Annotated in this window: 24 protein-coding genes; 16 read left to right on the top strand and 8 right to left on the bottom strand. The window is 43.9% G+C overall.

Going from position 1 to position 25426, the window contains the following annotated elements; all coding sequences use genetic code 11:
- The first annotated feature begins 98 nt into the window (after positions 1-98).
- Together G9G57_RS12950 and G9G57_RS12945 are read left to right on the top strand one after the other, a co-directional pair.
- Positions 99-1133 (top strand): glycosyltransferase, encoded by a 1035-nt coding sequence (locus G9G57_RS12950; RefSeq protein ID WP_017428498.1) that lies wholly within the window; start codon positions 99-101, stop codon positions 1131-1133.
- Positions 1134-1138: 5 nt separating this feature from the next.
- The gene (locus G9G57_RS12945) at positions 1139-1864 is read left to right on the top strand and encodes a succinylglutamate desuccinylase/aspartoacylase family protein (RefSeq protein ID WP_164965035.1); all 726 of its coding nucleotides are present in this window, start codon (positions 1139-1141) and stop codon (positions 1862-1864) included.
- A 112-nt stretch (positions 1865-1976) separates the two neighbouring features.
- On the opposite strand, the gene G9G57_RS12940 is transcribed toward G9G57_RS12945, so the two are convergent.
- Entirely contained in the window at positions 1977-3335 is a 1359-nt protein-coding gene (locus tag G9G57_RS12940) for a sugar phosphate nucleotidyltransferase (protein WP_017428500.1), read from the bottom strand.
- A gap of 69 nt (positions 3336-3404) precedes the next feature.
- Positions 3405-4241: a DUF6492 family protein gene (locus G9G57_RS12935; RefSeq protein ID WP_017428501.1), complete on the bottom strand. Its 837-nt coding sequence runs from the start codon at positions 4239-4241 to the stop codon at positions 3405-3407.
- A 209-nt stretch (positions 4242-4450) separates the two neighbouring features.
- Between G9G57_RS12935 and G9G57_RS12930 the strand changes: the two genes are divergently transcribed.
- From G9G57_RS12930 to G9G57_RS12920, 3 genes are all read left to right on the top strand, one after another.
- Positions 4451-5314, top strand: a complete 864-nt coding sequence (locus G9G57_RS12930) for a YheC/YheD family protein (RefSeq protein WP_107735022.1) — start codon at positions 4451-4453, stop codon at positions 5312-5314.
- Positions 5315-5507: 193 nt separating this feature from the next.
- Positions 5508-6533 carry a cupin domain-containing protein gene (locus tag G9G57_RS12925; RefSeq protein WP_017428503.1) on the top strand — a complete coding sequence of 342 codons (1026 nt, stop codon included), beginning with the start codon at positions 5508-5510 and terminating at the stop codon, positions 6531-6533.
- A 237-nt stretch (positions 6534-6770) separates the two neighbouring features.
- Positions 6771-7550, top strand: coding sequence for an ABC transporter ATP-binding protein (locus G9G57_RS12920; RefSeq protein WP_017428504.1), 780 nt, complete (start codon positions 6771-6773; stop codon positions 7548-7550).
- A 16-nt stretch (positions 7551-7566) separates the two neighbouring features.
- On the opposite strand, the gene G9G57_RS12915 is transcribed toward G9G57_RS12920, so the two are convergent.
- Positions 7567-8493, bottom strand: a complete 927-nt coding sequence (locus tag G9G57_RS12915; RefSeq protein ID WP_025364789.1) for an AEC family transporter — start codon at positions 8491-8493, stop codon at positions 7567-7569.
- Between the two features lie 207 nt (positions 8494-8700).
- Positions 8701-9594, bottom strand: a complete 894-nt coding sequence (trhO, locus tag G9G57_RS12910; protein WP_017428505.1) for an oxygen-dependent tRNA uridine(34) hydroxylase TrhO — start codon at positions 9592-9594, stop codon at positions 8701-8703.
- A gap of 210 nt (positions 9595-9804) precedes the next feature.
- On the opposite strand from trhO, the gene G9G57_RS12905 reads away from it, so the two are divergent.
- From G9G57_RS12905 to G9G57_RS12890, 4 genes are all read left to right on the top strand, one after another.
- Positions 9805-11094: a glycoside hydrolase family 27 protein gene (locus G9G57_RS12905; RefSeq protein WP_090891209.1), complete on the top strand. Its 1290-nt coding sequence runs from the start codon at positions 9805-9807 to the stop codon at positions 11092-11094.
- Between the two features lie 238 nt (positions 11095-11332).
- The gene (locus G9G57_RS12900; RefSeq protein WP_031463462.1) at positions 11333-12376 is read left to right on the top strand and encodes a carbohydrate kinase family protein; all 1044 of its coding nucleotides are present in this window, start codon (positions 11333-11335) and stop codon (positions 12374-12376) included.
- Between the two features lie 98 nt (positions 12377-12474).
- Positions 12475-13170 (top strand): adenylate kinase, encoded by a 696-nt coding sequence (locus G9G57_RS12895; protein ID WP_017428508.1) that lies wholly within the window; start codon positions 12475-12477, stop codon positions 13168-13170.
- A gap of 323 nt (positions 13171-13493) precedes the next feature.
- Entirely contained in the window at positions 13494-15239 is a 1746-nt protein-coding gene (locus G9G57_RS12890; protein WP_164965034.1) for a proline--tRNA ligase, read from the top strand.
- Here G9G57_RS12890 and G9G57_RS12885 read toward each other — a convergent pair.
- Positions 15236-16000: a spermidine synthase gene (locus tag G9G57_RS12885; RefSeq protein ID WP_031463465.1), complete on the bottom strand. Its 765-nt coding sequence runs from the start codon at positions 15998-16000 to the stop codon at positions 15236-15238. The genes G9G57_RS12890 and G9G57_RS12885 overlap by 4 nt on opposite strands.
- A gap of 189 nt (positions 16001-16189) precedes the next feature.
- Between G9G57_RS12885 and G9G57_RS12880 the strand changes: the two genes are divergently transcribed.
- The 3 genes from G9G57_RS12880 to G9G57_RS12870 all read left to right on the top strand — a co-directional run bounded on the left by G9G57_RS12880 (position 16190) and on the right by G9G57_RS12870 (position 18915).
- A complete protein-coding gene (locus G9G57_RS12880) occupies positions 16190-16909 on the top strand; it encodes a YebC/PmpR family DNA-binding transcriptional regulator (RefSeq protein WP_025364795.1) in 720 nt (239 codons plus the stop codon).
- A gap of 170 nt (positions 16910-17079) precedes the next feature.
- A complete protein-coding gene (locus tag G9G57_RS12875; RefSeq protein WP_025364796.1) occupies positions 17080-17664 on the top strand; it encodes a TetR/AcrR family transcriptional regulator in 585 nt (194 codons plus the stop codon).
- A 390-nt stretch (positions 17665-18054) separates the two neighbouring features.
- Positions 18055-18915 (top strand): NmrA family NAD(P)-binding protein, encoded by an 861-nt coding sequence (locus G9G57_RS12870; protein WP_107735024.1) that lies wholly within the window; start codon positions 18055-18057, stop codon positions 18913-18915.
- A 13-nt stretch (positions 18916-18928) separates the two neighbouring features.
- On the opposite strand, the gene G9G57_RS12865 is transcribed toward G9G57_RS12870, so the two are convergent.
- The 3 genes from G9G57_RS12865 to G9G57_RS12855 all read right to left on the bottom strand — a co-directional run bounded on the left by G9G57_RS12865 (position 18929) and on the right by G9G57_RS12855 (position 21040).
- A complete protein-coding gene (locus G9G57_RS12865; protein ID WP_029514310.1) occupies positions 18929-20119 on the bottom strand; it encodes an oxalate decarboxylase family bicupin in 1191 nt (396 codons plus the stop codon).
- Positions 20120-20208: 89 nt separating this feature from the next.
- Entirely contained in the window at positions 20209-20688 is a 480-nt protein-coding gene (ybaK, locus tag G9G57_RS12860; protein ID WP_016818974.1) for a Cys-tRNA(Pro) deacylase, read from the bottom strand.
- Between the two features lie 16 nt (positions 20689-20704).
- Complete coding sequence (locus G9G57_RS12855) at positions 20705-21040, bottom strand: ribosomal protein L7/L12 (protein ID WP_090891228.1); 336 nt, start codon at positions 21038-21040, stop codon at positions 20705-20707.
- Between the two features lie 319 nt (positions 21041-21359).
- Between G9G57_RS12855 and G9G57_RS12850 the strand changes: the two genes are divergently transcribed.
- The 4 genes from G9G57_RS12850 to yfcE all read left to right on the top strand — a co-directional run bounded on the left by G9G57_RS12850 (position 21360) and on the right by yfcE (position 25405).
- Positions 21360-22268, top strand: coding sequence for an ROK family protein (locus G9G57_RS12850; RefSeq protein ID WP_031463469.1), 909 nt, complete (start codon positions 21360-21362; stop codon positions 22266-22268).
- A 259-nt stretch (positions 22269-22527) separates the two neighbouring features.
- Positions 22528-23943 (top strand): glycoside hydrolase family 1 protein, encoded by a 1416-nt coding sequence (locus tag G9G57_RS12845; RefSeq protein ID WP_016818977.1) that lies wholly within the window; start codon positions 22528-22530, stop codon positions 23941-23943.
- A 156-nt stretch (positions 23944-24099) separates the two neighbouring features.
- Positions 24100-24687 (top strand): sugar O-acetyltransferase, encoded by a 588-nt coding sequence (locus G9G57_RS12840; protein ID WP_019687167.1) that lies wholly within the window; start codon positions 24100-24102, stop codon positions 24685-24687.
- Between the two features lie 166 nt (positions 24688-24853).
- Positions 24854-25405, top strand: coding sequence for a phosphodiesterase (gene yfcE, locus G9G57_RS12835; protein WP_107735026.1), 552 nt, complete (start codon positions 24854-24856; stop codon positions 25403-25405).
- Positions 25406-25426: the final 21 nt, after the last annotated feature.

The following is a 25426-nucleotide window of genomic DNA, read 5'->3' as shown; positions in this document are numbered from 1 at the left end:
CTATATACTACAATTTATAACCTGCACGGGAGTATGCTCAGATTCCCGTTGACATCGTAAAGATCACACCGTATTTCCGGTCAGGAAGGGGAATTCGTATGGCTTCAAAGCAGAGTAAAGCATTCAAAAACCGACCTTTAACCATTGTGCAGGTCATATCCAACTATCCCGATGCACAGCCTGTTCCCTCCATCAAGGGCGGAACGGAAAAGGTCGTGCATGAATTAACAGAGGAATTAGTGAGACGAGGGCATCATGTATCTCTTTTTGCCGCCCGTGGGAGCAGGAGCAGCGCGCGGTTGATTACTTATCCCAAGGGTTTGAAACATAGTCAGATCCCCCAATATGTACTTCGGCATATGCCTTCCGGCACACATATCATTCATGACCATACTTTTCGTTCTGCTGTAGCGCGTAGGAAGCTGCCTTGCTCATCATTGTGTACCGTTCATCTTCCAGTGAGAAGACACGGTAAAAACCCGGTATATGTCAGTAAACGAGCACGTCAGCTGATGGGCGGGGGCAAAGGATTTTATATCTATAACGGCATCAACACGCATGAATACGAGTTCAGCAGTGAGAAGCGCAGCTACTTGCTGTTCATGGGCAGAATTATACCGGATAAAGGTGTATTGCAGGCCATTCAGGTTGCAGAGCGAACAGGAAAAAGACTGCTTATTGCGGGTCCCATCAAAGCCCCTGTATTTTTTCGCCGAGAGATTCAGACACGAATTCAGCGCAATCCGAATATACGCTATGTGGGACCAGTTGGGGGTGATCGGAAACAGAAGCTTCTGAAACATGCAGAGTGTCTGTTGTTTCCATCACTGTGGGAAGAACCGTTCGGACTTGTAATGGTAGAGGCTATGGCTTGTGGAACACCGGTGCTGGCACTAAAAAATGGCTCTGTTCCCGAGGTGCTATCAGGCTTTCCGCAGTTGATTTGCAAATCAGTTGGACAAATGGCACGAAAGGCACAGCAAAAGAATTACCCGTCACCCGCGCAGCTTCGATTGTATGTTAGCCAAAGATTTACCAACAAACAGATGACCAGCAACTACTTGAGACTATACCGTGAAATCATTCGTCGGCGAGAACAGAAGAGAGGACACCGAAAGCCTATACGGAGGTGAAGGGGATGCAGGTCAAACGATATATGCTTGGAAAGGGCTCTTCTTGGGCGACTCCTTATTATGTAGCCATAGAGGGACAACAAGGTCCGTGTGCGATGGTGGTTGCAGGCATACATGGTAATGAAATAGCAAGTATACGTGCGGCTGAGAAACTGGTAAAGCTTTTGAATGAGCAAAAGCTGAGATTCAGCCATGGCAAGCTTATTATTGTGCCAATTGTGAATCAAAAGGCTTATCGCAAGCAGATTAGAGGAAAACCGGATCTGAATCGAACCTTTCCGCGCCGGAAAAAGCAGGCGGCAACACAACCGCTTTCCACTGCTCTATTCAAATTATTACAAAAGCATCACCCTGATTGGTATCTCGACTTGCATGAGGCGAATGGATTATCACAAAAGGATGCCAAGGTGCTTGGCCAAACGCTGATCTCCAATAAGGGCAATCCGATAATTCCCACGACGCGCCGGATTATTAAGCGAATGAATCGCTCGATCAAGGTGAAAGAATGCCATTTCAACATGCGGTTGCATGAGCTCCCAGGTTCCTCTCGTACCGCTGCAGCCCGTATTTTAGGGGCGCGTGCGGTAACCGTGGAAACAGGGTGGAGCCTGCCCCAGAAAGAACGCATACACTATCAGATGAAGATCGTGCAGCACTTTTTAAGAGAGGCCGGGATGATTAAGGCCAACAAGGTTTATTTATCTGGCAAGGTTAGAACGGTTTCCTTATGAGATGTAATATTACAAAAAAAAATCGCTTCATGAGCAAAGGATGTTACTCACCTTGCTCAAGAGCGATTTTTTTGATGTGTGATCTTCGTGCAGAAATCGATCTGTTTAGATGTTATAACTCCGTGTTGCAGGAATCGGATTTATAGAAGGCGCTCACCAAACTGTTACCTAGGCGAACCTCGATTAGTTCCAGTTTTGAATCCAGATCGGCGCGGATCGTGTGATACGTATCGACCGGAATGCTAAATACAGAGCCGCTTGCCGCAGCAAAGCGTTCTCCGTTCAGCATAACCTCTCCCCGACCGGATACGATCGTCCATACTTTAAGTCCGCTGCCGTGAATACGTCCATTCAAGCGATGATCCGGCAACACCGTCAGTCGTATAGCTAATATGTCATTTGGGCTTCGGTGCTCAAATTCGTCCAGCACCCGGTAACTGCCCCAAGAGGTTTCACCATGCATGGGGTGAAGTTGGAGTTTGCCTAGCTGTTCCTTGATCGCGTGGGCATGGCTTTTGGATGCAATGAGAATACCGTCAAGGCTTGCAGCAGCAATAATATCCTCTACACCAATGACATGAAGTGGATAGGGCAGCTCATTGACGATGTGTGTGCCGTGAGTTTGACCACTGATTTGTCCGCGCCCGATCACTTGGCTTCCTAGCTGCTCTGTTAAGGTCTGCCAGTTGCCGATGTCGTGCCATTCGCCCTCGTAAGGCAGGACAACGGCCCGTTCAGTACGCTCCGCAATCTCCTCATCGAAACTGCGAACCGGGAGGGTATCATACATTGCGCACAGTTCTTTATCGTTCAGCGGCAATTGACTTTGCTCCATACAGGACAGCATATATCGTAACGTAAAAGCATAAATACCGCAGTTCCACAGTGCGCCTTGGTTAATAAGCTGCTGCGCCCCAGAGAGATCCGGCTTTTCAGTGAAGCGAGCAACTTGTGCATAAGCCGATTTCCCTTCCTGCCTCATTTGCAGACCCGGAACGACATAGCCATATTGGTCTGAGGCATGGGTAGGCCTTGTCCCAAGCATAGCTAGATCGGCTCCGCTCTCGAGCAATAGACCGGAGAGCGCTGCTATGCTGTGGAAGAAGTCGTCGCCTGCAAACATATCTGCTGGAGCAATACAGAGAACTTCATCCAGCCCCATGCCTCTTGTGTGAAAATAAGCAGCAGCGAGTGCAGCAGCTGTGAAGGTTCCCCGTTTAGCCGGCTCGCCAAGAACAGGCAGACGACCTTCTGTATGGCGAAAGGCTAGATTTACCTGACTCTGATGAGCCAGAAGCAGGGCAGAGGAATCTAGTCCGGCTAAGGTAAGCTGACGATACACCCGGCCGAGCATAGATTCCTGCTGCCCGTCAGGAGCGGGCAACAACCGGAGAAACAGCTTTGACCGAATATCATTGGATAATGGCCACAGCCGTTTTCCGGCACCACCGCATAACAATACGATGCGCACAGACGTTTCCTCCTTCAATGCAAATCCATTAGATTGCATCAACAATTGCGGGATTTTCTATTTTAGGAACTATTTCAATGAAGATTGAATCCTTGTTTTTGAAGCTAGCTGGTACACTTTGCGTTGATGAAAAGATAAGGAGCGGTAGCTTTGGGCATAGATATCCAACTGTTTTTGTGACAGCGAAGAAGCACGACTATGAAGCGCTTTATTTAATGACTTGCGCAAAATCATCCGAGAGGGCTGATTGCTGTATAGATAGTTGGCATACGTTTCATATTCGGAAAATCCAAACTGTTTTGTCCGGTCTATACTTTGAATAATGGCGTTGTACCAAGGTTTCCCATGCTTGGCCTCAATAATTTGCTTGAGCTGGGTGAGCCGTGTTTTTTCAAAAAGCATATAGTGAGTGACAAAGGACTTTGGTGAGGGAGCTTTAGCACCCATCAGCTTACGGTAAGTTCGAAAATACTCAGGTTGACTCCAGCTGCGATAGTAAAAAATTGTTTTTCCGTCTTTACGGAACGTATGTGGACGAATCAAAATGGTGTCCGCATCTATGACGAGAAAAAAAGACGATTTACTGATTTTGTCGCCATTCATTTTGAGCAATTGCTGATACAGCCAGCCTGAGCGATCCCAGCGCGTTGTTCCGTAATGAATATGCTTTTTAGTGATGGGCAACACCGTTTTTTCGTCTATAAATGTGCACTTCTTGTTTGCACATAGACTGCGAAGTTTGGTGCTTTGCGGTGAAACGATATAGATGGTTGCAATTCGGTGCTGCACGTGACGGCGCAGACTGTCAATTACTAGTGGTAGTGTAGCCAGATCTTTTTCAATTGCGGGGATTAGAACATCGATTGAGAGGGAACCCTTCTGTAGCCCATCGGATTGCGCAGACATGTTATTCACTCCCTATACGTGTAAATATACGCTACCGGTATCTCATATTATTGTATGCCTGGACAGGCGCTTTCGACCGGGCAAGGCCAACTGTCTAATTCTGTGTAGAAGAGGGCGAATGGAGCTTCGAATGGGGTTTTGGCGCATACGATAGATTGATCTTTTTTAACAGGAGCGTTCTACCCTGAGAGTAGAGAGGAGAGGGGCAAGTGAATTCTTCACAAGCGCAGGCGTTGCGTAGCAAATGGCATAAAACCCAATTGTTGCTCCAGCATGGCAGTATCAAGCCTTTTGTACCTGAAACCCGTAAATACAGCAAAATAACTGTGAAATCAATGTTGGAGAAGTATGGGATGGTCTATGTAAAGCCTGATCGAGGTACCTTTGGCAAAGGTGTGATGAAAGTCGAACAGGAGGCAGGTCAGCGCTTCGCCTACCAATATGAGGAAAAACGTCTGGAATTCAAACAGTTGGATGCACTGATTACCAGCCTATCGAAACACATGGGTAAAAAAAGTTATCTCATTCAAAAGGGAATTCATTTACTGCGCCATCAAAATCGTTATTTTGATATCCGGGTCATGGTGCAGCGTAATGCAAAAGGGACATGGGAATCTACCGGAATTATTGGACGCTTGGGCCATCCCCGTAAAATCGTGACCAATTATCATAGTGGTGGTAAGCCGATGGCCTTGGAACAGCTACTGAAATCCCATTTATCGCAAAGTAAGCAGGCTGAGCTGGTTAAGAAGCTCAATGAACTGGGGATTACCATTGCCACACAACTACAAAAAACATATCCGAATTTCCGGCAAATTGGTGTGGACATTGGATTGGATCATCGCTTTATCCCGTGGATCATTGAGGTGAACACGAAGCCAGACCCATACATTTTTAACCAATTGACAGATAAGTCTATGTACCGAAAAGTAATAAGCTATTGGCGACTGGCTAATGAAAAAAAGAAAGTTACAGTCCCAAGCAAGGATAAGAAGAATAACGACAAGAATAAAGATAAAAATGCAAATAAAGCTGATCATACAAATAAAGAAACTAAATCAAAAAAAGGATGAATTGTTTATGATTCATCCTTTTTCTCTTGCCTATTTACCCTAATCCTAACCGCGAGGGGGCGATTCGGACATAGTTTGATGAAAAAAATGGACAAATTTGATCTCTTTAACATTAAAAGTATATAATAGACCTGCACAGCATCAATAAGTGAATAAAGACATATGGGAAGAATGATTTTAAGGAGGAATCGCGATGAAATCATTTAAGTATGCTTTGGAGAAAAAGGAACCCAGAATCGGGCCAGGGGGTATCACACGTGGGGCTTCAGTCCATGATTTCCCTGTATCAGAAGGAATAGCAGGGGTTTCGATGCGTCTGGAGCCGGGTGGAATGCGCGAGCTTCACTGGCATGCCAATGCAGCTGAATGGGCCTATGTGATTAGCGGTTCCTGTCGGACAACTGTTATCCATCCAGACGGTACTTCCTATGTCGATATTTTTAACCCCGGTGATGTATGGTATTTCCCGCGTGGTTATGGTCACTCCATTCAAGGTCTTGGTCCTGGAGAGTGTCATTTTATCCTGATTTTCGATAATGGTGATTTTTCGGAGGACCATACGTTCAGCATTACTGATTTTATCGCTCAGACTCCCGCAGATGTTGTCATGCAGAATCTCGGATTTGCAGCCGACGAGCTCGCTCTTTTGCCAAAGAAGGAAGCTTATTTTGCAAAAGGGCCTGTCCCATCTACCGCATCTCATGATGCATATCCGCGCATTTCTTCTGATCTGATTACTAAACACCGCTATCCTTTAATGGCCAAACAGCCCAGATTGGCACCGGGTGGAGGGACTCAGCGGACCGTTACAGTAGAAGATTTTCCTATTTCTTCGACGATGGCCGGATCTGTAATTGAACTGGAGCCGGGCGGATTGCGAGAAATGCACTGGCATCCCAATGCGGATGAATGGCAGTACTATTTGGACGGCAAAGCAGAAATGACTGTATTTCTGGCAGAAGGGAATGCAGTGACAGAGCAGTTTGAGGCCGGAGATGTAGGGTATGTACCTATGGGAGCCGGGCATTATATTAAAAATACCGGATCGGACGTATGCCGTATTTTGATTGGTTTTAACAGTGGTCATTACGAGGCCATTGATTTGAGTGAGTGGATGGCTGGCAACCCTGTTGATGTATTGGCAACGAATCTGAGCCTTCCTCGAGAAATAGCGCATAAACTACCTCATAAATCGGTCTTCATCGCTTCGAAATCTTAAATCTTAAAACAACTAAAATGCCCGCTTAGACTACCTTATTCCAAGTTAGCCTAAGCGGGCTATTGAACTTGATTCTATTTCTATTGTTTTGTAGAAAGCAATATAGTGAATTTAAAATTGAACAACCTGCAACCCTGTGCTATTCTTATACGAAAGTGAAGATTAACGCAGTAAAAGTGATATATTATTACGCCTAAAAACATCTGATGATACGATGTATAGAAGGGATGTACAGCCATGAATTCTGTCATTGAGCTTAACAATGTAAGCTGGAAGAGAGATAACCGTACCATACTGGATCAAATCAATTGGCAGGTATCTGAGGGAGAGCATTGGGCTGTACTCGGCTTGAATGGATCAGGCAAAACAACGATGCTCAATATGATAAATGGCTACATATGGCCAACCACAGGTAGTGTCGGTGTATTGGGTCATACTTTTGGGGATGTAGATCTGAGGGAATTGCGCAAATCTATTGGTTGGGTCAGTTCCTCTTTACAGGAAAGGATTAATGGAAGCCAGCGTACACAGGATGTCGTCATCAGCGGTAAATTTGCCTCCATTGGACTGTATGACCAGACGACGGATATAGATTATGAACAGGCCGTTCAGCTTATGAGCCAACTGGGCTGTGCTCATCTCGTCGATCGGTTGTATCAGGGATGCTCACAGGGAGAAAAGCAAAAAGTGCTTATTGCTCGCGCGTTAATGGCCTCGCCCAAGCTGCTGATTTTGGACGAGGCGTGCAACGGGTTGGATTTTTTCTCTAGAGAAGCATTATTGGATAGCGTTCGTCAACTGTCCGAGACGCCGGGTTCTCCCAATTTATTGTATGTTACACACCATATTGAAGAAATTTTACCGATGTACACACATACGATTCTGATTCGCCGGGGTACGGTGTTTGCCAAAGGTAAAACGACTGATATCCTGAGCAGTGAAACGCTTAGTACTTTTTTTGAAACACCTGTGCAAGTAGACTGGAGACAGGATCGTGCATGGCTCTCTATGGTGTAGAGAGCCTTTTGTCTGTCTAACCTGCTACCAGCATAATCAGAATGGGCAGAACCAGGAATGAGGCAAGCGTGCTCCACAAGATGCAGGTGGAAACCAGTTTTGGCGATGCATTAAATTTTTCGGCTAAAATGACTGCATTCACAGCCACTGGCATCGAGGCCAGAATGAAGAGAACGGAGAACAAAAGACCTGAAATTCCCAGTATCAGCATGGCAAGACAAGCCGCGAGCGGGGAAAGCAGAAGTCGGATTGTTAGTCCTGCGTAGCTGGCTTTTTTAATAGATGGCTCCAGCTTGAGTATTTTCACATAAGCCATTTGGGTACCCAGAATCGCCAGCACAACCGGAGAATAAGCAGCTGCAATCATTGAGACGCTCGATTGAATGCCGGAGGGCAGATGCCAATCCAGTGCTCGAAGTCCCAGTGCGAGAAGAGCCGCATAAATTGCAGGGAGAGAAAATACCGACTTCACGGCACTTTGAACAGAAAATTCAGAGCGGGCTGCAAAATAAACGCCAATAGTATTGACCATAATCATTTGGATGACGACATATACAGAGGCTTTATCCAGACCAAGCTGCCCAAAGGCAAGTAAAATGAGCGGCAACCCATAATTTGCACTATTGGTCAGTGTGGAGATTAAGGTGAGCCCAGCCGTTTCCGGGGCGCTCAGCCTAAAGATTTTCCCTGCTAATTGTGCAATTCCCCACAATAGTAGCAGGTTGAGTAATGAAAAAGCGGCTGTCTGTGTCACATCATGCCAGGAAAGCTGCGCTTTGAGCAGTGTGTCCAGAATCATAGCAGGACTTAAAAAATATAAGTACAAAGTCGAGAGCGGTTTTGTTTCCAGCTTCATGAATTTGCCGAGTAAAAATCCGGCAATCACCGGAATGGACAGCGGAACGATAACGGATAAAAGAGTTGAAAGTACGATTTGAATCATGAATTCCACCCATCCTTTCTGTAATGACATTTTCCATTATAAGGCGCTACTTTTGAGCCCGTCCAAGATGGATAAACAATTAAGGTTATAGGTATATACTATGAAGCTTAACGCACTTATTCTGAGAACAACAAAAGGGATGTCCACAGCCATGTTGAACGGCTAGTAGGAACATCCCTTTTATGTGAAACCGAGTATTCTAATGGTTTAAGCAGAAGCCATGGTTTTTGCTTTCGTTCGGCATTCGTCAGAACAATAGTGTTGATGCTGTTCTTCGCAGTCTGGGCACACGATATGTTGGAGATTGCACACCGGGCAGTTAATATAATGATCGTTTGGCGTTTCACAGTGATAGCATTGACCGACAATAACGTCTTCATCCGTATGGTTGATCCGAACCGAAATCCGTTCGTCAAACACATAGCATTTACCGTCAAACAAACGCCCTTGTACTTCAGGGTCCTTGCTGTAAGTCACAATGCCGCCATCCAACTGGCCTACATCGTCAAAGCCTTCTTTAATCAGCAGACCGGACAGCTTTTCGCAACGAATACCTCCAGTACAGTATGTCAGGATTTTTTTATCCTTAAATTGAGTCATATTATCGCGAATCCATTGTGGAAATTCACGGAACGATTCAACTTCGGGGCGAATGGCTCCGCGGAAATGACCGATGTCATATTCGTAGTCGTTACGACCGTCCAGAACCACGACATCTTCATCTTGAAGCTGTTCATAAAACTCCTTTGGTGACAGACGCTTGCCGCTAATTACATTAGGGTCCAGCTCGTCCTCATGACGTAGCGTAACCAGTTCCTGGCGATGACGTACAAATATTTTCTTGAACGCATGACCGTCAGATTCATCTATTTTAATAACGATATCGTGGAATTTCGGATTGGCGCGCAAATCACGGATATACTGCTCCGTTTGCTCTACTGTACCGGACAGTGTTCCGTTGATTCCTTCCTCAGCAATCAAGATTCTTCCCTTGACGCCCAGCTCTTTGCAGTAAGCCAGATGCTCTGCCGTAAAGGTGGCAGGATCTTCAATATTGACATATTTGTAAAACAACAAAATTCGATAAGCATGTTCACACATGTAAAATCACCCTCTGATTCAAGTCAAAGTTTTTTAACAAGCAAGTTTAAATGTACCACATTCTTTAAGTTAGTCAACATAAATGTATAAAAAGTGGAAATGGAAAAGATGACGAGCGACAAAAGTAAGGGGTTACATTATAATGGTATTGTGGGGTTGATGAGATTTGCGGTAACAGGTTAAGGTCTAACAGATGAAAGGATGAATTCAATGGAACATCTTTTGACAGCGCATACACCACCTATGGGATGGAATAGCTGGGATTGCTATGGCGCAGCAGTAAGGGAAGAGGAAGTACGGGGAAATGCTCAATATATAGCGGAGCACCTGAAGGAGTATGGATGGGAATATGTAGTGGTGGATATTCAATGGTATGAGTCGGGAGCAGTATCTTCACAGTACCGACCATTTGTTTCATTGGAAATGGATTCATTTTCACGTCTGATTCCAGCGGTGAATCGGTTCCCTTCGGCAGCAGACGGTCGTGGGTTCCATGCTCTTGCAGAATATGTGCATAGTTTGGGATTGAAATTCGGGATACATATTATGAGGGGCATCTCTAGACAGGCGGTTCATCAGGATACCCCGATTTTGGGAACTACAGCTACGGCCAGACAAATTGCACATCCTAACTCTATTTGTCCTTGGAACACAGATATGTATGGGGTAGATGCATCCAAGGAAGGCGCACAGGAGTATTATAATTCTTTGTTTGACCTGTATGCGGAATGGGGGGTCGATTTTGTCAAAGTAGATGACATTGCTGCATCACGTCTCTATGGTATTCATTTGGCGGAAATCGAAATGATTAAGCGGGCTATCGCCCAATGCGGACGTCCGATGGTGTTAAGTCTATCGCCTGGTCCCGCACCGCTGGAACATGCATCTGATTTAATCGCAAATGCGAATATGTGGCGTATGACTGATGATTTCTGGGATGTATGGCCTTTACTGTATGGTATGTTCGAACGCTGCGAGAAATGGGCGGAACATGTAGGTCCAGGTCACTGGCCGGATTGCGACATGTTGCCGCTCGGACATTTAGGTATTCGTTCGGTAGATTCAGTAGATTCTGGCAGTCATGATCGTTGGACACGCTTTACGAAGGATGAGCAGCTGACGATGATGACCTTATGGAGCATTTTCCGGTCTCCACTGATGTTCGGAGGAGAACTGCGTGATAATGACGCATGGACACTTTCATTGCTGACGAACAAAGAAGTGCTCGATGTTCATCACAACGGTGTGAATGCGCGACAGGTCTACAGAAAGGATGAACATATCGTTTGGACTTCTCACAATGAGGAAGGTCACGTATATGCGGCTTTATTTAATGTTGGAGATGAAGCTTCAACAGTCCGTGTATCCCTACAGGAGCTTGGAATTGAAGGGCAGGCAAGTGCCAGAGACTTGTGGAACCATGTGGATTTAGGTGTTATAGTGCAGGAACTGTCCGCAGATTTACCCCCTCATGGAGCTGCTCTATTCTCTATAAAATAACAGGATGCTAGGAAGAAGGATCTAAGCTGCAAGTTCAGTTCTAGTCATCTTATCGTAAAGTGGAGGGTATCTTTACGATGAGGTGACTTTTTTAGCATGTGTAACTTTTTGATATTTTAACGGACTCGACATGATTCTTGGGAATTTGACATTTAGAACATGTTAGGTTTATAGAGTGCCTATTTCTGCACAAATTTAAATCATTCTAGCCGAATAGAGTCGAGAAAGGAGTCAAATGATGAAATTAAAAAAAATTCACAAAAATGAACAGGACGAGCCTTGGCCCTCTAGCGAACAAATACTGTGTATAGGAGGGGCAAATCTGGATCGTAAAATCATGGTTAAGGGTACATTTCAGCTTCACACCTCCAATCCGAGCAGCACTAGGCTGCAATCTTGCGGTGGGGTAGCACGGAATGTAGCTGAAAATTTAGGGAGGTTGAGCCGACGGGTCAGCCTGCTAACCGCAGTTGGAGATGATGCGGAAGGCGAATTTATCATCGAACAGTCTAGCCGTTACATGCATGTGATTCCTCTTCAAGTCAAAGGTGAGTCGTCAACTGGCGTTTATACTGCCTTGCTAAACGAGCATGGTGAGATGATTGTAGCGACAGCAGAAATGGAGATTTATGATCAGATTCGTCCTTCAGTAATTTTTGAAAATATTCCTTTAATCGCCTCGTCCCGACTTGTTCTGCTGGACACTAATTTCTCTATGAACGTAATAGCGGCCACCATACATGTCTGTCAGGAACATCAGGTTCCGCTTGTCGTTTCATCGGTGTCGGCTTCCAAGATGAGAAAGCTTCCCCGAAATTTGCATGGGGTGGAATGGCTGGTATGCCAACCGGAAGAGGCTGAAGCTTATTTGGGACTGGAACTTAAAGATGACCAGCAGATATTGGACGCAGCTCGAGTTTTTCACAAACTAGGGGTTCAAAATGTCATTATTATCTGCGGTGCTGAGCATGTGTTGTTTGCTTCTCAGGATGGAACTCATGGACAAATCCCTATCCCTCCAGTTCAACAGGTCATTGATGTCACAGGCGCAGATGACGCGTTTATTGCCGGGATGATTTATGGAATTACCCAAGGTTATCCTATGGAGCAAGTGTGCCAGTTTGGAATCAGTTGTGTCGACTTAACCATACAAACGGATCGGACAGTCTCAGACACCATTTCTGTGAATAAACTCCATTCTAGGTTCCAGGAGCTGTATGGCACACATTCGCAAAATTTTGTATTTTTTAAGGGTGTGTATTTTAAAAAGAAAAATACATAAGTAAAGAAGAGAACACTTAACCTACAACAGCGTGTATTTAGAGCTTCACAGATGTAATGATCTCAAATATTGAATGTATAAAAGGGGCAGGTTGTCTGATGGACAGTGTGAAATACGCTATTGTTTTTCTGCCGCTGTTTCTTCTTTATTTGCTTTTAAAGGGAGGGGCTTTGGCAGTAGGATTTCTATATCGACTGATCTATTCAACGCTAACCTTACGTGGGGAAGTGAGTGACGAGCTTCTAGCTGTGCAGCATGCTAAACGTATTATCGTAATCGGCTCACCGGGGAGCGGCAAGACTTTTTTGGCCAAACGACTGTCGATGTGGACTCATTTGCCGTATATTTCGTTGGATGATTTGTATTGGGGACCGGAGTGGAAGCGGAGTACAGACAAACAATTTCATAAACAGCTGGGTGAAGTCCTGCAAGGGGAAGAGTGGATTATCGAAGGCAATTATCATGAACGTTATTTTACCGAGCGACTCCAGCGTTCCGACACAATCATCGTAATGGATGTCAGCACGATTGAGGCGATATCAGGTGTTATCACGCGTTCGCTTAACCGTTTTTTATTTTCCAAGGAGCTACCCAAAGGAGTAGAGCAAGAAGCCGTTCGTATTTGGGATATTTCACCTCGGTTTGTCCGATTTGTTCTGGGTTTTCGCAGGCGTATCCGTCCTAAAATATGGCCGCTCATTTTGCAATATGGTAATGAAAGGAATTTGATTATCTTAAAATCTAAATATCGTTCATGTCCTTGGCTGAGCCCAGATAGACAATTATCTCCTTGACTTGAATCTGCGTTTCGAGTAAAGTGGTGAAAATTGTAATATATAGGAATAGTGTAGACCAAGGATCAAAGGTTCAATTACCCGCTGTACAGAGAAGAAACCCATGGGCTGAAAGGTTTCTCGCCGCGAATGAACGTTTTCCTGCCTTGCGAGCTGTAGCGGTGCGTAAGATAAACCGTTACCGGCCAGATGCCGTTATCTAAAGAAGGACCGTGCCGAATATGGTTACGGTCAAATGAAGGGTGGTACCACGACACATTCGTCCCTGACGGATGTGTCTTTTTTGCGTACATTTTATCGTTCTTACAAGGAGGAAGCCACACATGCGCCAAAGCCAATTATTACTGACAACCTTGCGTGAAGCACCTGCAGAGGCCGAAGTGATTAGTCATCAGCTTATGCTGCGGGCAGGATTTATCCGCCAATTGGCGGCTGGAATGTATACCTATATGCCACTGGGCAGACGGGTACTCAGAAAAGTGGAACAAATTGTACGAGATGAGATGGATCGTGCAGGAGCTGGAGAATTGCTGATGCCTGTATTACAGCCAACGGAACTGTGGCAAGAATCGGGGAGATACGATGTGTACGGTTCAGAGCTGATGCGTCTGCAAGATCGACATGATCGGGAGTTTGCATTAGGGCCTACACATGAAGAGGTCATTACGTCTTTAATACGAAATGAAGTGAATTCCTATCGGAAATTGCCTGTAACACTGTATCAAATTCAAACCAAGTTTCGGGATGAACGACGTCCTCGGTTTGGGTTGCTTCGCAGCAGAGAATTTTTGATGAAGGATGCCTATTCGTTTGATGCCAATTGGGAGGGACTAGATCACACTTATTGGGCCATGTTCCAGGCATACCAACGTATTTTCACCCGCTGCAGTCTAAATTTTCGCGCCGTCGAAGCAGATGCTGGTGCTATTGGTGGTGAAGGTGAAACCCACGAATTTATGGCGCTGGCTGATATAGGAGAGGATACCATAGTGGCGTGTACCTGCTGTGATTATGCTGCCAATCTTGAGAAGGCGGAGCCGCGTTCGACGGGAAGCATAGGAATATCTTCTGTCTTCGATGAAAATGAACATGACAGCCATCCTTCTATCGATACAGATGAAATGGAAAAACTGTATACTCCAGGTCTACGCACCATAGATCAACTGGTTGATACCCTTCACATAGAGCCTAAAGAAATCATCAAAACATTGATTTATATGGCTGACGATCAGCCGATTGCGGTAGTTGTCAGAGGAGATCATGAGGTCAACGAAGTAAAAGTTAAACGAATTTTAGGTAGTGAAAAATTCGAAATAGCAAGTGCAAATGCCGTCACAAAGGCAACTGGAACCCCACCCGGGTCCATAGGTCCATGCGGCTTGACAATCCCTGTGTGGGTGGATTACGCCGTTGTCCAAATGTCCAGCGGTTTCGCAGGCGCGAACGAGCAGGACTACCATTATCGGCATGTGAATCCAAGGCGCGATCTAGATCTTCGGCATGTGGCAGACTTACGTAATGTTATAGAAGGGGATAGATGTCCTCGATGTGACGAAGGGAAATTGGTACTCCACCGTGGAATTGAGATTGGACACGTATTCAAACTGGGCACCAAGTACAGTGAGAAGTTGGGGGCGACCTTTCTAGATGCGTCTGGAACCAATCAAGCGATGATTATGGGCTGCTATGGTATTGGCATTTCCCGAATCCTGTCCGCCATTGTAGAGCAGAATCATGACCAGAACGGAATGATATGGCCCCACGCACTGGCTCCGTTTCAGGTTCATATCATTCCGATTTCAGTGAAAGACAGGCTTCAGATGCAAATAGCCGAGGAGCTATACAGCCAACTACAGGATCGCGGTATAGAGGTTCTGCTAGATGATCGTGACGAACGTCCAGGAGTTAAATTTAAAGATTCAGATTTAGTAGGTATTCCCGTGCGCATCGTCGTTGGTAAAGATGCTGAACACGGAAAAGTAGAATTCGTAGAGCGAAGAAACAGCAACAAAGAGTCGATTCATATCCATGATGTAGAGAGAAGAATATTGAGTCTCATACAACACTAAGCATCTGTATCCCGCAGAATATGACCTTCTCCAAGTGTAATCTCATGAAAGTCCGCCATCTGACGTGCCTGAAAACGAATGGGCTTGTCTCGACCTATCATAATGATATTTTGAATGTCGGCAACGCCTTCCGATGGTAGAGAGAACGTTGTGACATAGGCGAATTCTTCACGCAACGTTGTGTGAATGGCATGGACTAGATGATCGTGTTCACTTTTGCCCATTACATTCATAATTAGCGATCCTTCGGAATCCAGCTTTTCTTTAGCCATCTTGAAAAATTCCCAGGATACTAAATGCAAGGGTGTACCCTGCTCCGTGAAGGCGTCCAATATAATATAGTCATAAGCATCCGGGGCCTCCTTCTCCAGGATGCGACGTCCATCGCCAATAGTCACATTGTTCTGGTCGTACCCAAAGAATGTTCGGCTGAATTCTACTACTTGCGAATCCAGCTCGGCAATCTTAAAACGTTTATCTGTAAAGTGACCCGCAATCGTGCCTATACCATGCCCGATAACAAACACGTCTTCAAATGACGGATCGTTCAGCTCCATAAGATGGATGATTGCTCTGGGATATTCGAACAGAATGCGTTGCGGATGATTCAAATCTAGCGCACCTTGGACAGCCGCATTTGAAAATTCCATCACACGAAATAACCCCTTTTCACCATACAGCTCCGTGGTTTCATATACCGTGATTTCATGGTTATTGCTCAACTTTTTATATAAGACATCCAAGTGAATAATCTCCTTCAAGTCAGACTTCCTCCTCATCTTAGACATTCATAGGATTGTTGTCCATAGATGAGGAGGATTGTAGGCAGAATTGTTTATTTTTCCATAACGGAGTGTTTGAACTTGTTCGTATGTCCTTTAGGAGATATAATATACAAGGATATAATGAAGTTCGTTGTGTATATTCATACAGGAAGAGAGCGGGATATTATGGGACGTAAGTGGAATAACATTAAAGAAAAGAAGGCATCCAAGGATGCTAATACGAGTCGTATATATGCTAAATTTGGCGTGGAAATTTATGTGGCAGCCAAACAGGGCGAGCCTGATCCTGAATCCAATCGGGTCCTAAGAGTCGTGTTAGAACGTGCAAAAACGTACAATGTACCGAAAGCGATCATTGACCGCGCTATTGAAAAAGCAAAAGGTGCTGGCGATGAAAACTACGTAGAGCTTCGTTATGAAGGTTTCGGACCGAACGGTTCCATGGTCATTGTAGATGCACTGACCAATAACGTAAACCGTACAGCATCAGATGTGCGTTCTGCTTTTACTAAAAATGGCGGTAGCCTGGGCGTGAGCGGATCTGTAGCCTATATGTTTGATTCAACAGCAGTTATTGGTCTGGTGGGTAAAACTCCAGATGAAGTGCTGGAGCTGTTGATGGAGGCAGATGTCGAGGTTCGTGACATCATCGAAGAAGATGAAGCTGTCATCGTATATGCAGAACCTGATCAATTCCATGCTGTTCAGGAAGCTTTCAAGCAGGCAGGAGTAACGGAGTTTACCGTTGCCGAGCTCACCATGCTTGCCCAAAATGATATTACTCTTCCAGAGGATGCACAGGCTCAATTTGATAAATTGATTGATGCATTAGAAGATTTGGAGGATGTTCAGCAGGTTTACCATAACGTAGACTCTGAGGAATAGTCAGATTGCATCATTTACACCTGAGCGTTTGGATAAAATAAACATACCTAAACCATCGTATTTCGGTACGATGGTTTTTTTGTAAATAAAATTATATAAAATCAATTTTATTTTCTTGACTGATCAGTCTGAAAAAATTATAATCATAAGCAAGGAGGTGAACATGAGGTTTGGGAAGAGCTAAAGAATTTGATACTGAAAGTGTTCTGCGAAAAGCTATGGCTGTATTTGGAGAGCATGGGTATGAGGGAACTTCTCTGACCATTTTACTGGATCAGCTGGGTATAGCGCGGCAGAGTCTTTATGATACCTACGGCACGAAATATGATTTGTTTTTTTCGGCTATTCAGCTTTACATACGTGACAAAACCGAAGCCGTAGTACATCTGCTCAGTCAACCTGGGAGCATTAAGGATGCAATAGCGATGATTTTTAATGAATCTGTTAGAGTCTTGATGGATAAGAGGCTGTCGAAGGAATGCTTTATTATGAACAGTGCTATTGAACAGGCTCCGCATCATCATGAGATCAAAGCTTTTATTACTGAAAACACTGAAAAGCTTGAACTTGCTTTTTACAACGCCCTAGTCCGCGCCCAAAGTGAGGGGGAGATTCATGCTACGGAATCTGAACTGTTGTCAATCGCCAGATTTCTAAATCATGCCCGATTATCGCTGACATTTACCGCCAAGACAGGCGCAAGCCCTGAGGTGCTTAGAGATATTGTGCGTACGACGCTGTCGATTTTGGAGTGATCTTTATAAACGCTTAATAGCGTTTATTTTTTGAATATTCTAGACCGATTAGTCAAATTTTTTTGAGTATTATAGACTGATCAATCTAGAATTCTTATGTTTAATTTCTGTCTTGAATTTGTTTTAAGCAGGAACTAAAAATAATTATGCGAGGTGTCTACTATGACAATCAATCCGAATACCGACAAAGCAAAACAGCAAGCGCAAACAGTCATGCATAAATTTATGAGCAACATGTTAGAAGAAAATATGGAGCATTACTCACTACAAAGATTACTGGAACCCTTTGGTCGCTCTTGAAGCCTTGGAATCATGAATGAAAGAGTTCAAGCCTCATGGAGATATGAAAATCTAGACTAAGATAAAAAATTTAAATAGGAGTTGAATTTTATGAAAGACAGAAATATAACGTTGATTACAGGAGCAAACGGCAAAACAGGCAGCCGTGTAGCTGCCAAACTTACGCAACTTCAGTATCCAGTACGTTTGGCTGGGCGTACTAAACCTGGCAATTGGGAAGAAGAAGATTATGTATATTTTGATTGGTATGATGAATCAACACATACACAGGCGCTGATGAATGTAGATAAAATTTATTTGGTAGTACCTGTGTTGGACGTCAATCCCGCCAAAGTGATGATTCCTTTTATTGAGAGGGCCTTGAGAGAAGGAGTGCAAAGATTCGTGCTTTTAGGCAGCGCATCTGTGCCTGAGGACGGGCCAGTATTTGGACCTGTGCATCAAGCACTTCGTAGATTAGCTCCAGAGTGGGCTGTATTACAGCCATCCTACTTTATGGAGAATTTCACAGAAGGCCAGCATGTGGAAACGATCAAAAACAACAAGGCCATTTATAGTGCAACCCAAAACGGGAGAATAGGCTTCGTAAGTGCAGATGACATTGCAGAAGTGGGAGTGAGGGCTCTTATTGACGATAAACCACACAACACAGCTCATGTCATCACTGGACCTCAAACACTAACATATAACGAAGTGGCTGAAATTATTGGGAAATCAACAGTCCAACCGATCCAGCATATCTCTTTGTCTGATGAAGAGTTGAAAGCGGGCATGGTTCGCGCTGGAATGCCTGAAGAATATGCAGATATGCTGGCAGGATTGGATAGAAGGATACGTGAAAACGGAAGTGAAGATCAAGTGACCGATACCGTTAAGCTTGTCACTGGGCGCTGTCCGGTCTCATTTGAGCAGTTTGTTCTGAGCCACAGAAACAGCTGGAAGACATCATGACGAAGTGATTCCTTTATTTATTTTTAGGGTCATAAGAGTAACCAGGATACTTGACGACGGGCCATTTGACCTTTCGTAAATTAGAGATTACATCAGAACCAACGTGTAAATTACTTTGAATCAACTCTGTAGGTGTCAGAGCCATCCATTGATTTAAGGACACATCTGCAAAACGGTCACTTTTAAACATTTCAAGAAACCATAGTGTGCTGGAGCCAGTATTTTGAATGTAATGACCATAAGCAAAAGGCACATATCCAACATCCCCGGCCCTAAAATCAAATGTCCGGGCTGCACCATTACCGCCAAAGACAGTCATCCGTCCTTGCCCTGCAAGGTAGTATTGCCATTCATCATTATTGGGGTGCCAGTGCATCTCTCGCATGGCTCCGGGCTCAATCTCAACCAGGGCAGCTGCGATAGTTTTGGAAATCGGAAAATTGGAGGAGTCGACGATCCGTACGCTTCCGCCCGGTGTTTTGATCGGGGGCTGAGCTAGTAATTCATGCTTAAAGGATAGGGGCAACGTCCCATAGGGAGAGGGAACCGCTTGACTTTGGATTGAACCGGGAACGGAATCCTGATAGATGTAGACTTGGTCTTGAGGAATGGCTGCAAAATCGGTTTCTGGAATCCCGAAATTTGCAGAAATCACCTCTTTGGGAGTATGGGCGAACCAATCTGAGATGGATAAGGTGTTCAGATCGGAAAAACTGCCATCATCGAAAACCAGCAAAAACTCACAGCCTTCTTCAAGGCCCTGTATAGAATGCGGGATGCCTGGTGGAAAGTACCAGAGATCGCCTGGGCCCACATCAGCAATAAAATTACGTCCATCTTGGTCAACTGCCGTAATACGTGCACTTCCTAACAGCATATAAGACCATTCTGCCTGCTGATGCCAGTGAAGCTCACGGACACCGCCCGGTGTCAAACTCATGTTCACTCCGGCAAGAGTTGTGGCAATGGGTAACTCCCTTACTGTAACTTCTCTTGACCACCCACCATGATTAAGCTGCATATGAGCATCTGAAAAAGAAAACCGCATATTCGGTATGAGACCATTGTCCGTTACGGGAGGAACCAGCATATCCGGATTTTGTAAATCCCTCATCACATCACGTGGACCCTTGTCGATGCCCCCTGCACCATCACTTCTGATGGGTTGGGGGATTCCGACTTTCTTTGAGCAATCATTATGCATCATTTGATCTTCCTCTCTAGGTTGAAGCATGATGAAGCATAGGATTAAGAGAAAATACGCATAAAGATTTTATGATGACATGATGAGTTTTATACCGTGTGCGATAGATCTGTAAACTGTGCTTGAATGATTTGAGCCAAATCGTGCGGACTCAGTTCCAGCTGAGTTCCAATTTTCCCGCCGCTTACAACGATCGTTTCCAGTTCAACTGCGGGCTGGTCGATATAAGTGGGGTAGAGCTTTTTCATTCCTATGGGAGAGCAGCCACCGCGAATATATCCTGTATGCTTTTGCAACTCCTTAACAGGAAGCATTTCAATTTTTTTCTCTCCCGCAGATTTGGCAGCCTTTTTGAGATCAAGCTCTTTATGTACAGGAATCACAAAAACAAACAGATTTTGTTTGCTATGTGCAACCAAGGTTTTAAAAACGGATTCCGGTGCTCTTTGGATCTTTTCGGCTACGTTCATACCGTCTATTTTTCCATCTTGATGGTCATAACTCAAAATATTGTAGTGGATGTGTTGCCCGTCTAATATGCGCATGGCGTTTGTTTTGCTGACACTCATTTTAATTCTTCCTTTCTTAAAGCTTTTCCAAATGATCTACATAATCTTTTGCATCCTTAAGAGACAGATCCTTAGCGATTCTTAATTCTTTTATGGCTTGAATCTTATTTCCTTCCCTGATCAGTAGAAGCAGCCTTTGATTGATTTCTTTTGAAGCTTCTGCGTCTAGGAAATGTGGAGGAGGGGGAGTAATTGTACTTGACATCGATGTTTCCGTTGGTCCTGAACGGTTCTCAAGACGCTCCACATCGGATTTCAAATCATTAAGTCGAGATTGAAGACGGTAGACCTTGAACAAAAGTATGACGGAGAGGATCAACGCAATGATTGCTACATATTCGCTAGTTGCCAATAGAATCTCCCTTTTCTTGTTAGTTTTATCACTAAATTTTTGTCTCTTATCCATAGTATATCATGATGATCGACTAATCGAATGGAGAATCATATTCTTGCGTACGGGTTGTGCAAATTGACTTATTGCAGACCGGGCGTTATATTACAGCTTATTATTAACCTTTTAATAATCACTTCAAAAGGGGTGTATTCAAATACAACCAGTCTCCAATAATACCATTCGGGTCAAACGAATTAATGTAGAGCTAGTTAAAAACACACTGAAATCCAAGGAATTTGCAACCAAGTCGTCTATAGCCAGTATTACAGGACTTAGTGTGGCAACCTGTGGGAATATTCTGAATGAGCTTCTTCAAACCGGAGAAGTATTAGAGATGGAATTGGAAGAGTCGAGTGGCGGTCGCCCGGCTAGACGGTACAAATATAACGCTGATTATTCCTATATTATTTGTTTAACTGTGAAAACAGAAGGAGGAGTACATTCTCTTACTTATGCTGTGGCCAATATGCTTGGCGATATTATCGCAGAGAATACATCCGTTGTGCCGCATATTGATTATGAAGTTATAGATGACCAAGTCGGAGAGCTAATTCATACCTATGGAAACGTCAAAGCCGTTGGTATTGGCATTCCGGGGGTTGTTCATCAAGGGGTTATTGATGTCTGTGACCTTGATCTGCTGATAGGAGTCCCTGTAGGACCACGCCTTCAAGATAAATACGGGTTAGAAGTCACCATTGAAAATGATATGCATCTGACCGTCTATGGATTTTATAACATGCAAAATTATGATGAGGACAAAACCTTTGCTATTGTTACGTTTCCCAAGGATAATTTTCCGGGAGCGGGTTTTATTGTCGATGGACATTTGTTAAAAGGAAATACCAAATTTGCTGGGGAAGTTTCCTTTTTACCCTTTGGCATAACGAGAGAGGAACAGCTTAAACAGTTAAATAGCACACAGGAATTTGTTCCTTTGGCGATCAAAACGATAACATCCATTATTGCGATTATAGACCCTGTATCGATCGCTTTGACTGGAGAGTTATCTAAGCCAGCACTGTTGGATGATATTTATAACGGCTGTCTTAAAGATGTACCCAAAGAACATATGCCTGAGATTTTTGTAAAAAACGATACGCACGATGAATACATGTATGGGTTGATTTCAGTTACCCTTGAAAGCCTGACCTACAATTTACAATTGGTGGAAAAAAGAAAATAGAAGCCTTCCGCTTTGAAGAATAGCTCACCCAGTTACAATTGGTAATTAACGGATAGATGGGTCGGGACGTTGTTATAAATATGGAAGTAAGTATTGGAGATAATACGATTATAGACTCTGCAAGTTTTTAAAATAATACTTGACATGAAACGCGTTACAAACCTTAAGATTCAATTAGAAGTACTTTATAAACATTAGCGTAGAGGTAACGTGTTTATGTCCTAGTTAATGAAAAAACATCAGCAAAGGCGGAGAAAATATGAGTACACAGTTTCCAAAAGATTTCCTGTGGGGCGGAGCAGTTGCTGCTAATCAGCTCGAAGGCGCTTATCAAGAAGACGGAAAAGGCTGGTCCATTCAGGATGTAACTCCTCGTGGTGGCTGGGGGCCGGTTACGGATGTACCAACAGAAGATAATATGAAGTTGATCGGTATTGATTTTTACCATCATTATAAAGAAGATATTAAACTTTTTGCGGAAATGGGCTTTAAAGTGTTCCGTACTTCCATAGCTTGGTCACGTATCTTCCCTAAAGGTGACGAGTTGGAACCTAATGAACAAGGCTTGCAATTTTATGATGATTTGTTTGATGAACTTCATAAATATGGCATTGAGCCACTCGTTACATTATCTCACTATGAAACACCTTTACATTTGTCCAGAGAATACGATGGTTGGGTAAACCGTAAGCTTGTTGATTTCTATGAGCGCTATGCAACAACTGTATTTAATCGCTACAAAGATAAAGTAAAATACTGGTTGACATTCAATGAAATCAACTCCATTCTTGAAGCACCCTTCATGAGTGGCGGGATTAGCACACCAAAAGATCAACTTAGTGAACAAGATCTTTATCAAGCGATTCACCATGAGCTGGTAGCGAGTGCAAGAGCGGTAAAAATCGGTCATCAGATTAATCCTGATTTCAAAATTGGTTGTATGGTACTGAGTATGCCTACTTATCCGCTGACACCTAATCCAGACGATGTAATTGCAGCAATGGAATTTGATCACAGAAACATGGCATTTGCCGATATTCATGCAAGAGGTCAATATCCAGGTTACATGAAACGTTTCTTCAAAGAAAACGGAATCTCTATTCATTTTGAGCCAGGTGATGCTGAAGATCTGAAGCATACGGTTGATTTTATCTCGTTCAGCTATTACATGAGTACTTGTGAGACTGCAGACGAAGCTAAAAAAGTCAAAGGTGAAGGTAACATCCTCGGTGGGGTGAGCAATCCGCATCTCGAGGCAAGTGAGTGGGGCTGGCAAATTGATCCGCAAGGTCTGCGCTATGTGCTGAATACATTCTATGATCGTTTCCAAAAACCACTGTTCATCGTTGAAAATGGTCTGGGCGCTGTGGACGAGCTTATCACCAATGAAAAAGGTGAAAAAACGGTTGAAGATGACTACCGGATCAACTATCTGAATGATCATTTGGTTCAAGTTGGGGAAGCGATTGAAGATGGAGTAGAGGTTCTGGGCTATACATCTTGGGGCTGTATCGACCTTGTCAGCGCGTCGACTGCTCAGCTTAAAAAACGTTATGGTTACATTTATGTTGACCGTCATGATGATGGCAGCGGTACACTTGAAAGATACCGGAAAAAATCGTTCCACTGGTACAAAGAGGTTATTTCCACAAACGGTGGAAGCTTGAAACGCTAATTTATTAATAAACCAGTAACTAAATTATAAAAAACATAATGATGTTTTTTACGTGGCGACCGCCTCTGCTTTATTATGGGGGAAGCGGTCGCCAATTTTTTTATGAGCGTCATTTACCACGAGAATCTAACTACATAAACGGAGTGTGGACAAGCGATGACAGAAAAAGAAAAATCACAATTAGGACTCCTATACAATGCTAATTATGATGAAGAATTGATTGAGGAACGTCTATACGCCAAAGGTCTCTGCTACGAATATAATCAGCTCCATCCTAGAAATATGGAAGAACGAGAAACACTCATCAAAACTTTACTAGGAAAGACAACGGATAGATTCTTGATTGAGCAGCCTTTTGTGTGTGACTATGGGTATAATATCGAAATCGGTGAAAACTTTTATAGTAACCACAATACGATCATGCTTGATGGGGCAAAAATAGTGTTCGGTGATAATGTATTTGTTGCTCCTAACTGCGGATTTTATACTGCGGGTCATCCTCTTGATGTGGAACAACGTAATGAAGGGTTGGAAATTGTATTTCCAATTACTGTGGGCAATAATGTTTGGATCGGTGGTAATGTTTGCGTTCTGGCGGGCGTCACGATAGGGGATGATTCAATTATTGGTGCAGGAAGCGTTGTTACCAAAGATATTCCCTCTGGTGTGATTGCCGCAGGGAACCCTTGCAAGGTCATCCGTAAAATTACCGAAGATGACAAGCACAAGTATAAAAGAAATTAACCATAAAACTACAGTTCATTTGGAACTGTAGTTTTGCGTCTTTACAGAGAACTACCAAACGTAAAGAAACATTTTTGCACAGATTTGTTCAGGGAATAATGTAATAATGAACGTAAGAGGAATATTTCCAAATTACTATGGCCTATTCAGAAAGGAAGGAAAAACTATGAAATTAATGTTTATATCAGATATTCACGGTTCACTGTATTGGTTGCAATTGGCACTGGAAAAGTTTAGGCAGGAGAAAGCTGACCGCCTTGTCTTGCTTGGAGATTATATGTACCATGGACCGCGTAATCCGTTACCGGAAGGATATAACCCGGCGGAAGTGGCTGCTATGCTGAACCAATATAAATCCCACATTGCGGTGTCGGTACGCGGGAATTGCGATGCAGAAGTGGATCAGATGTTGCTGGATTTTCCGATGATGGGTGATTATGCTTTACTGTACCATGAAGGACGGCGAATCTATATCACGCATGGACATGGTTTTAGTATCGGAAATTTACCGCCACTAGAAGCGGGTGATGTATTCATTCAAGGACACACTCATATTCCGGTAGCAGATGTGGAAAATGGGGTCTTTGTACTGAACCCTGGTTCAATCGCATTACCAAAAGAAAATTATCCATCCTCTTATGGTGTGCTTGAGGGAGCACAATTTACCGTGAAGGATTTTGATGGCAGTACGGTGAAAGCAATCACCTTTTCAAAGTAATTTCTCAAATTTCAATGTAAA

The sequence above is a fragment of the Paenibacillus sp. EKM211P genome (genome assembly GCF_011066175.1).
Taxonomy (GTDB): domain Bacteria; phylum Bacillota; class Bacilli; order Paenibacillales; family Paenibacillaceae; genus Paenibacillus; species Paenibacillus polymyxa.
Note: the sequence above shows the minus strand (reverse complement) of the source record. Positions and strands in the feature narration are given on the sequence as shown.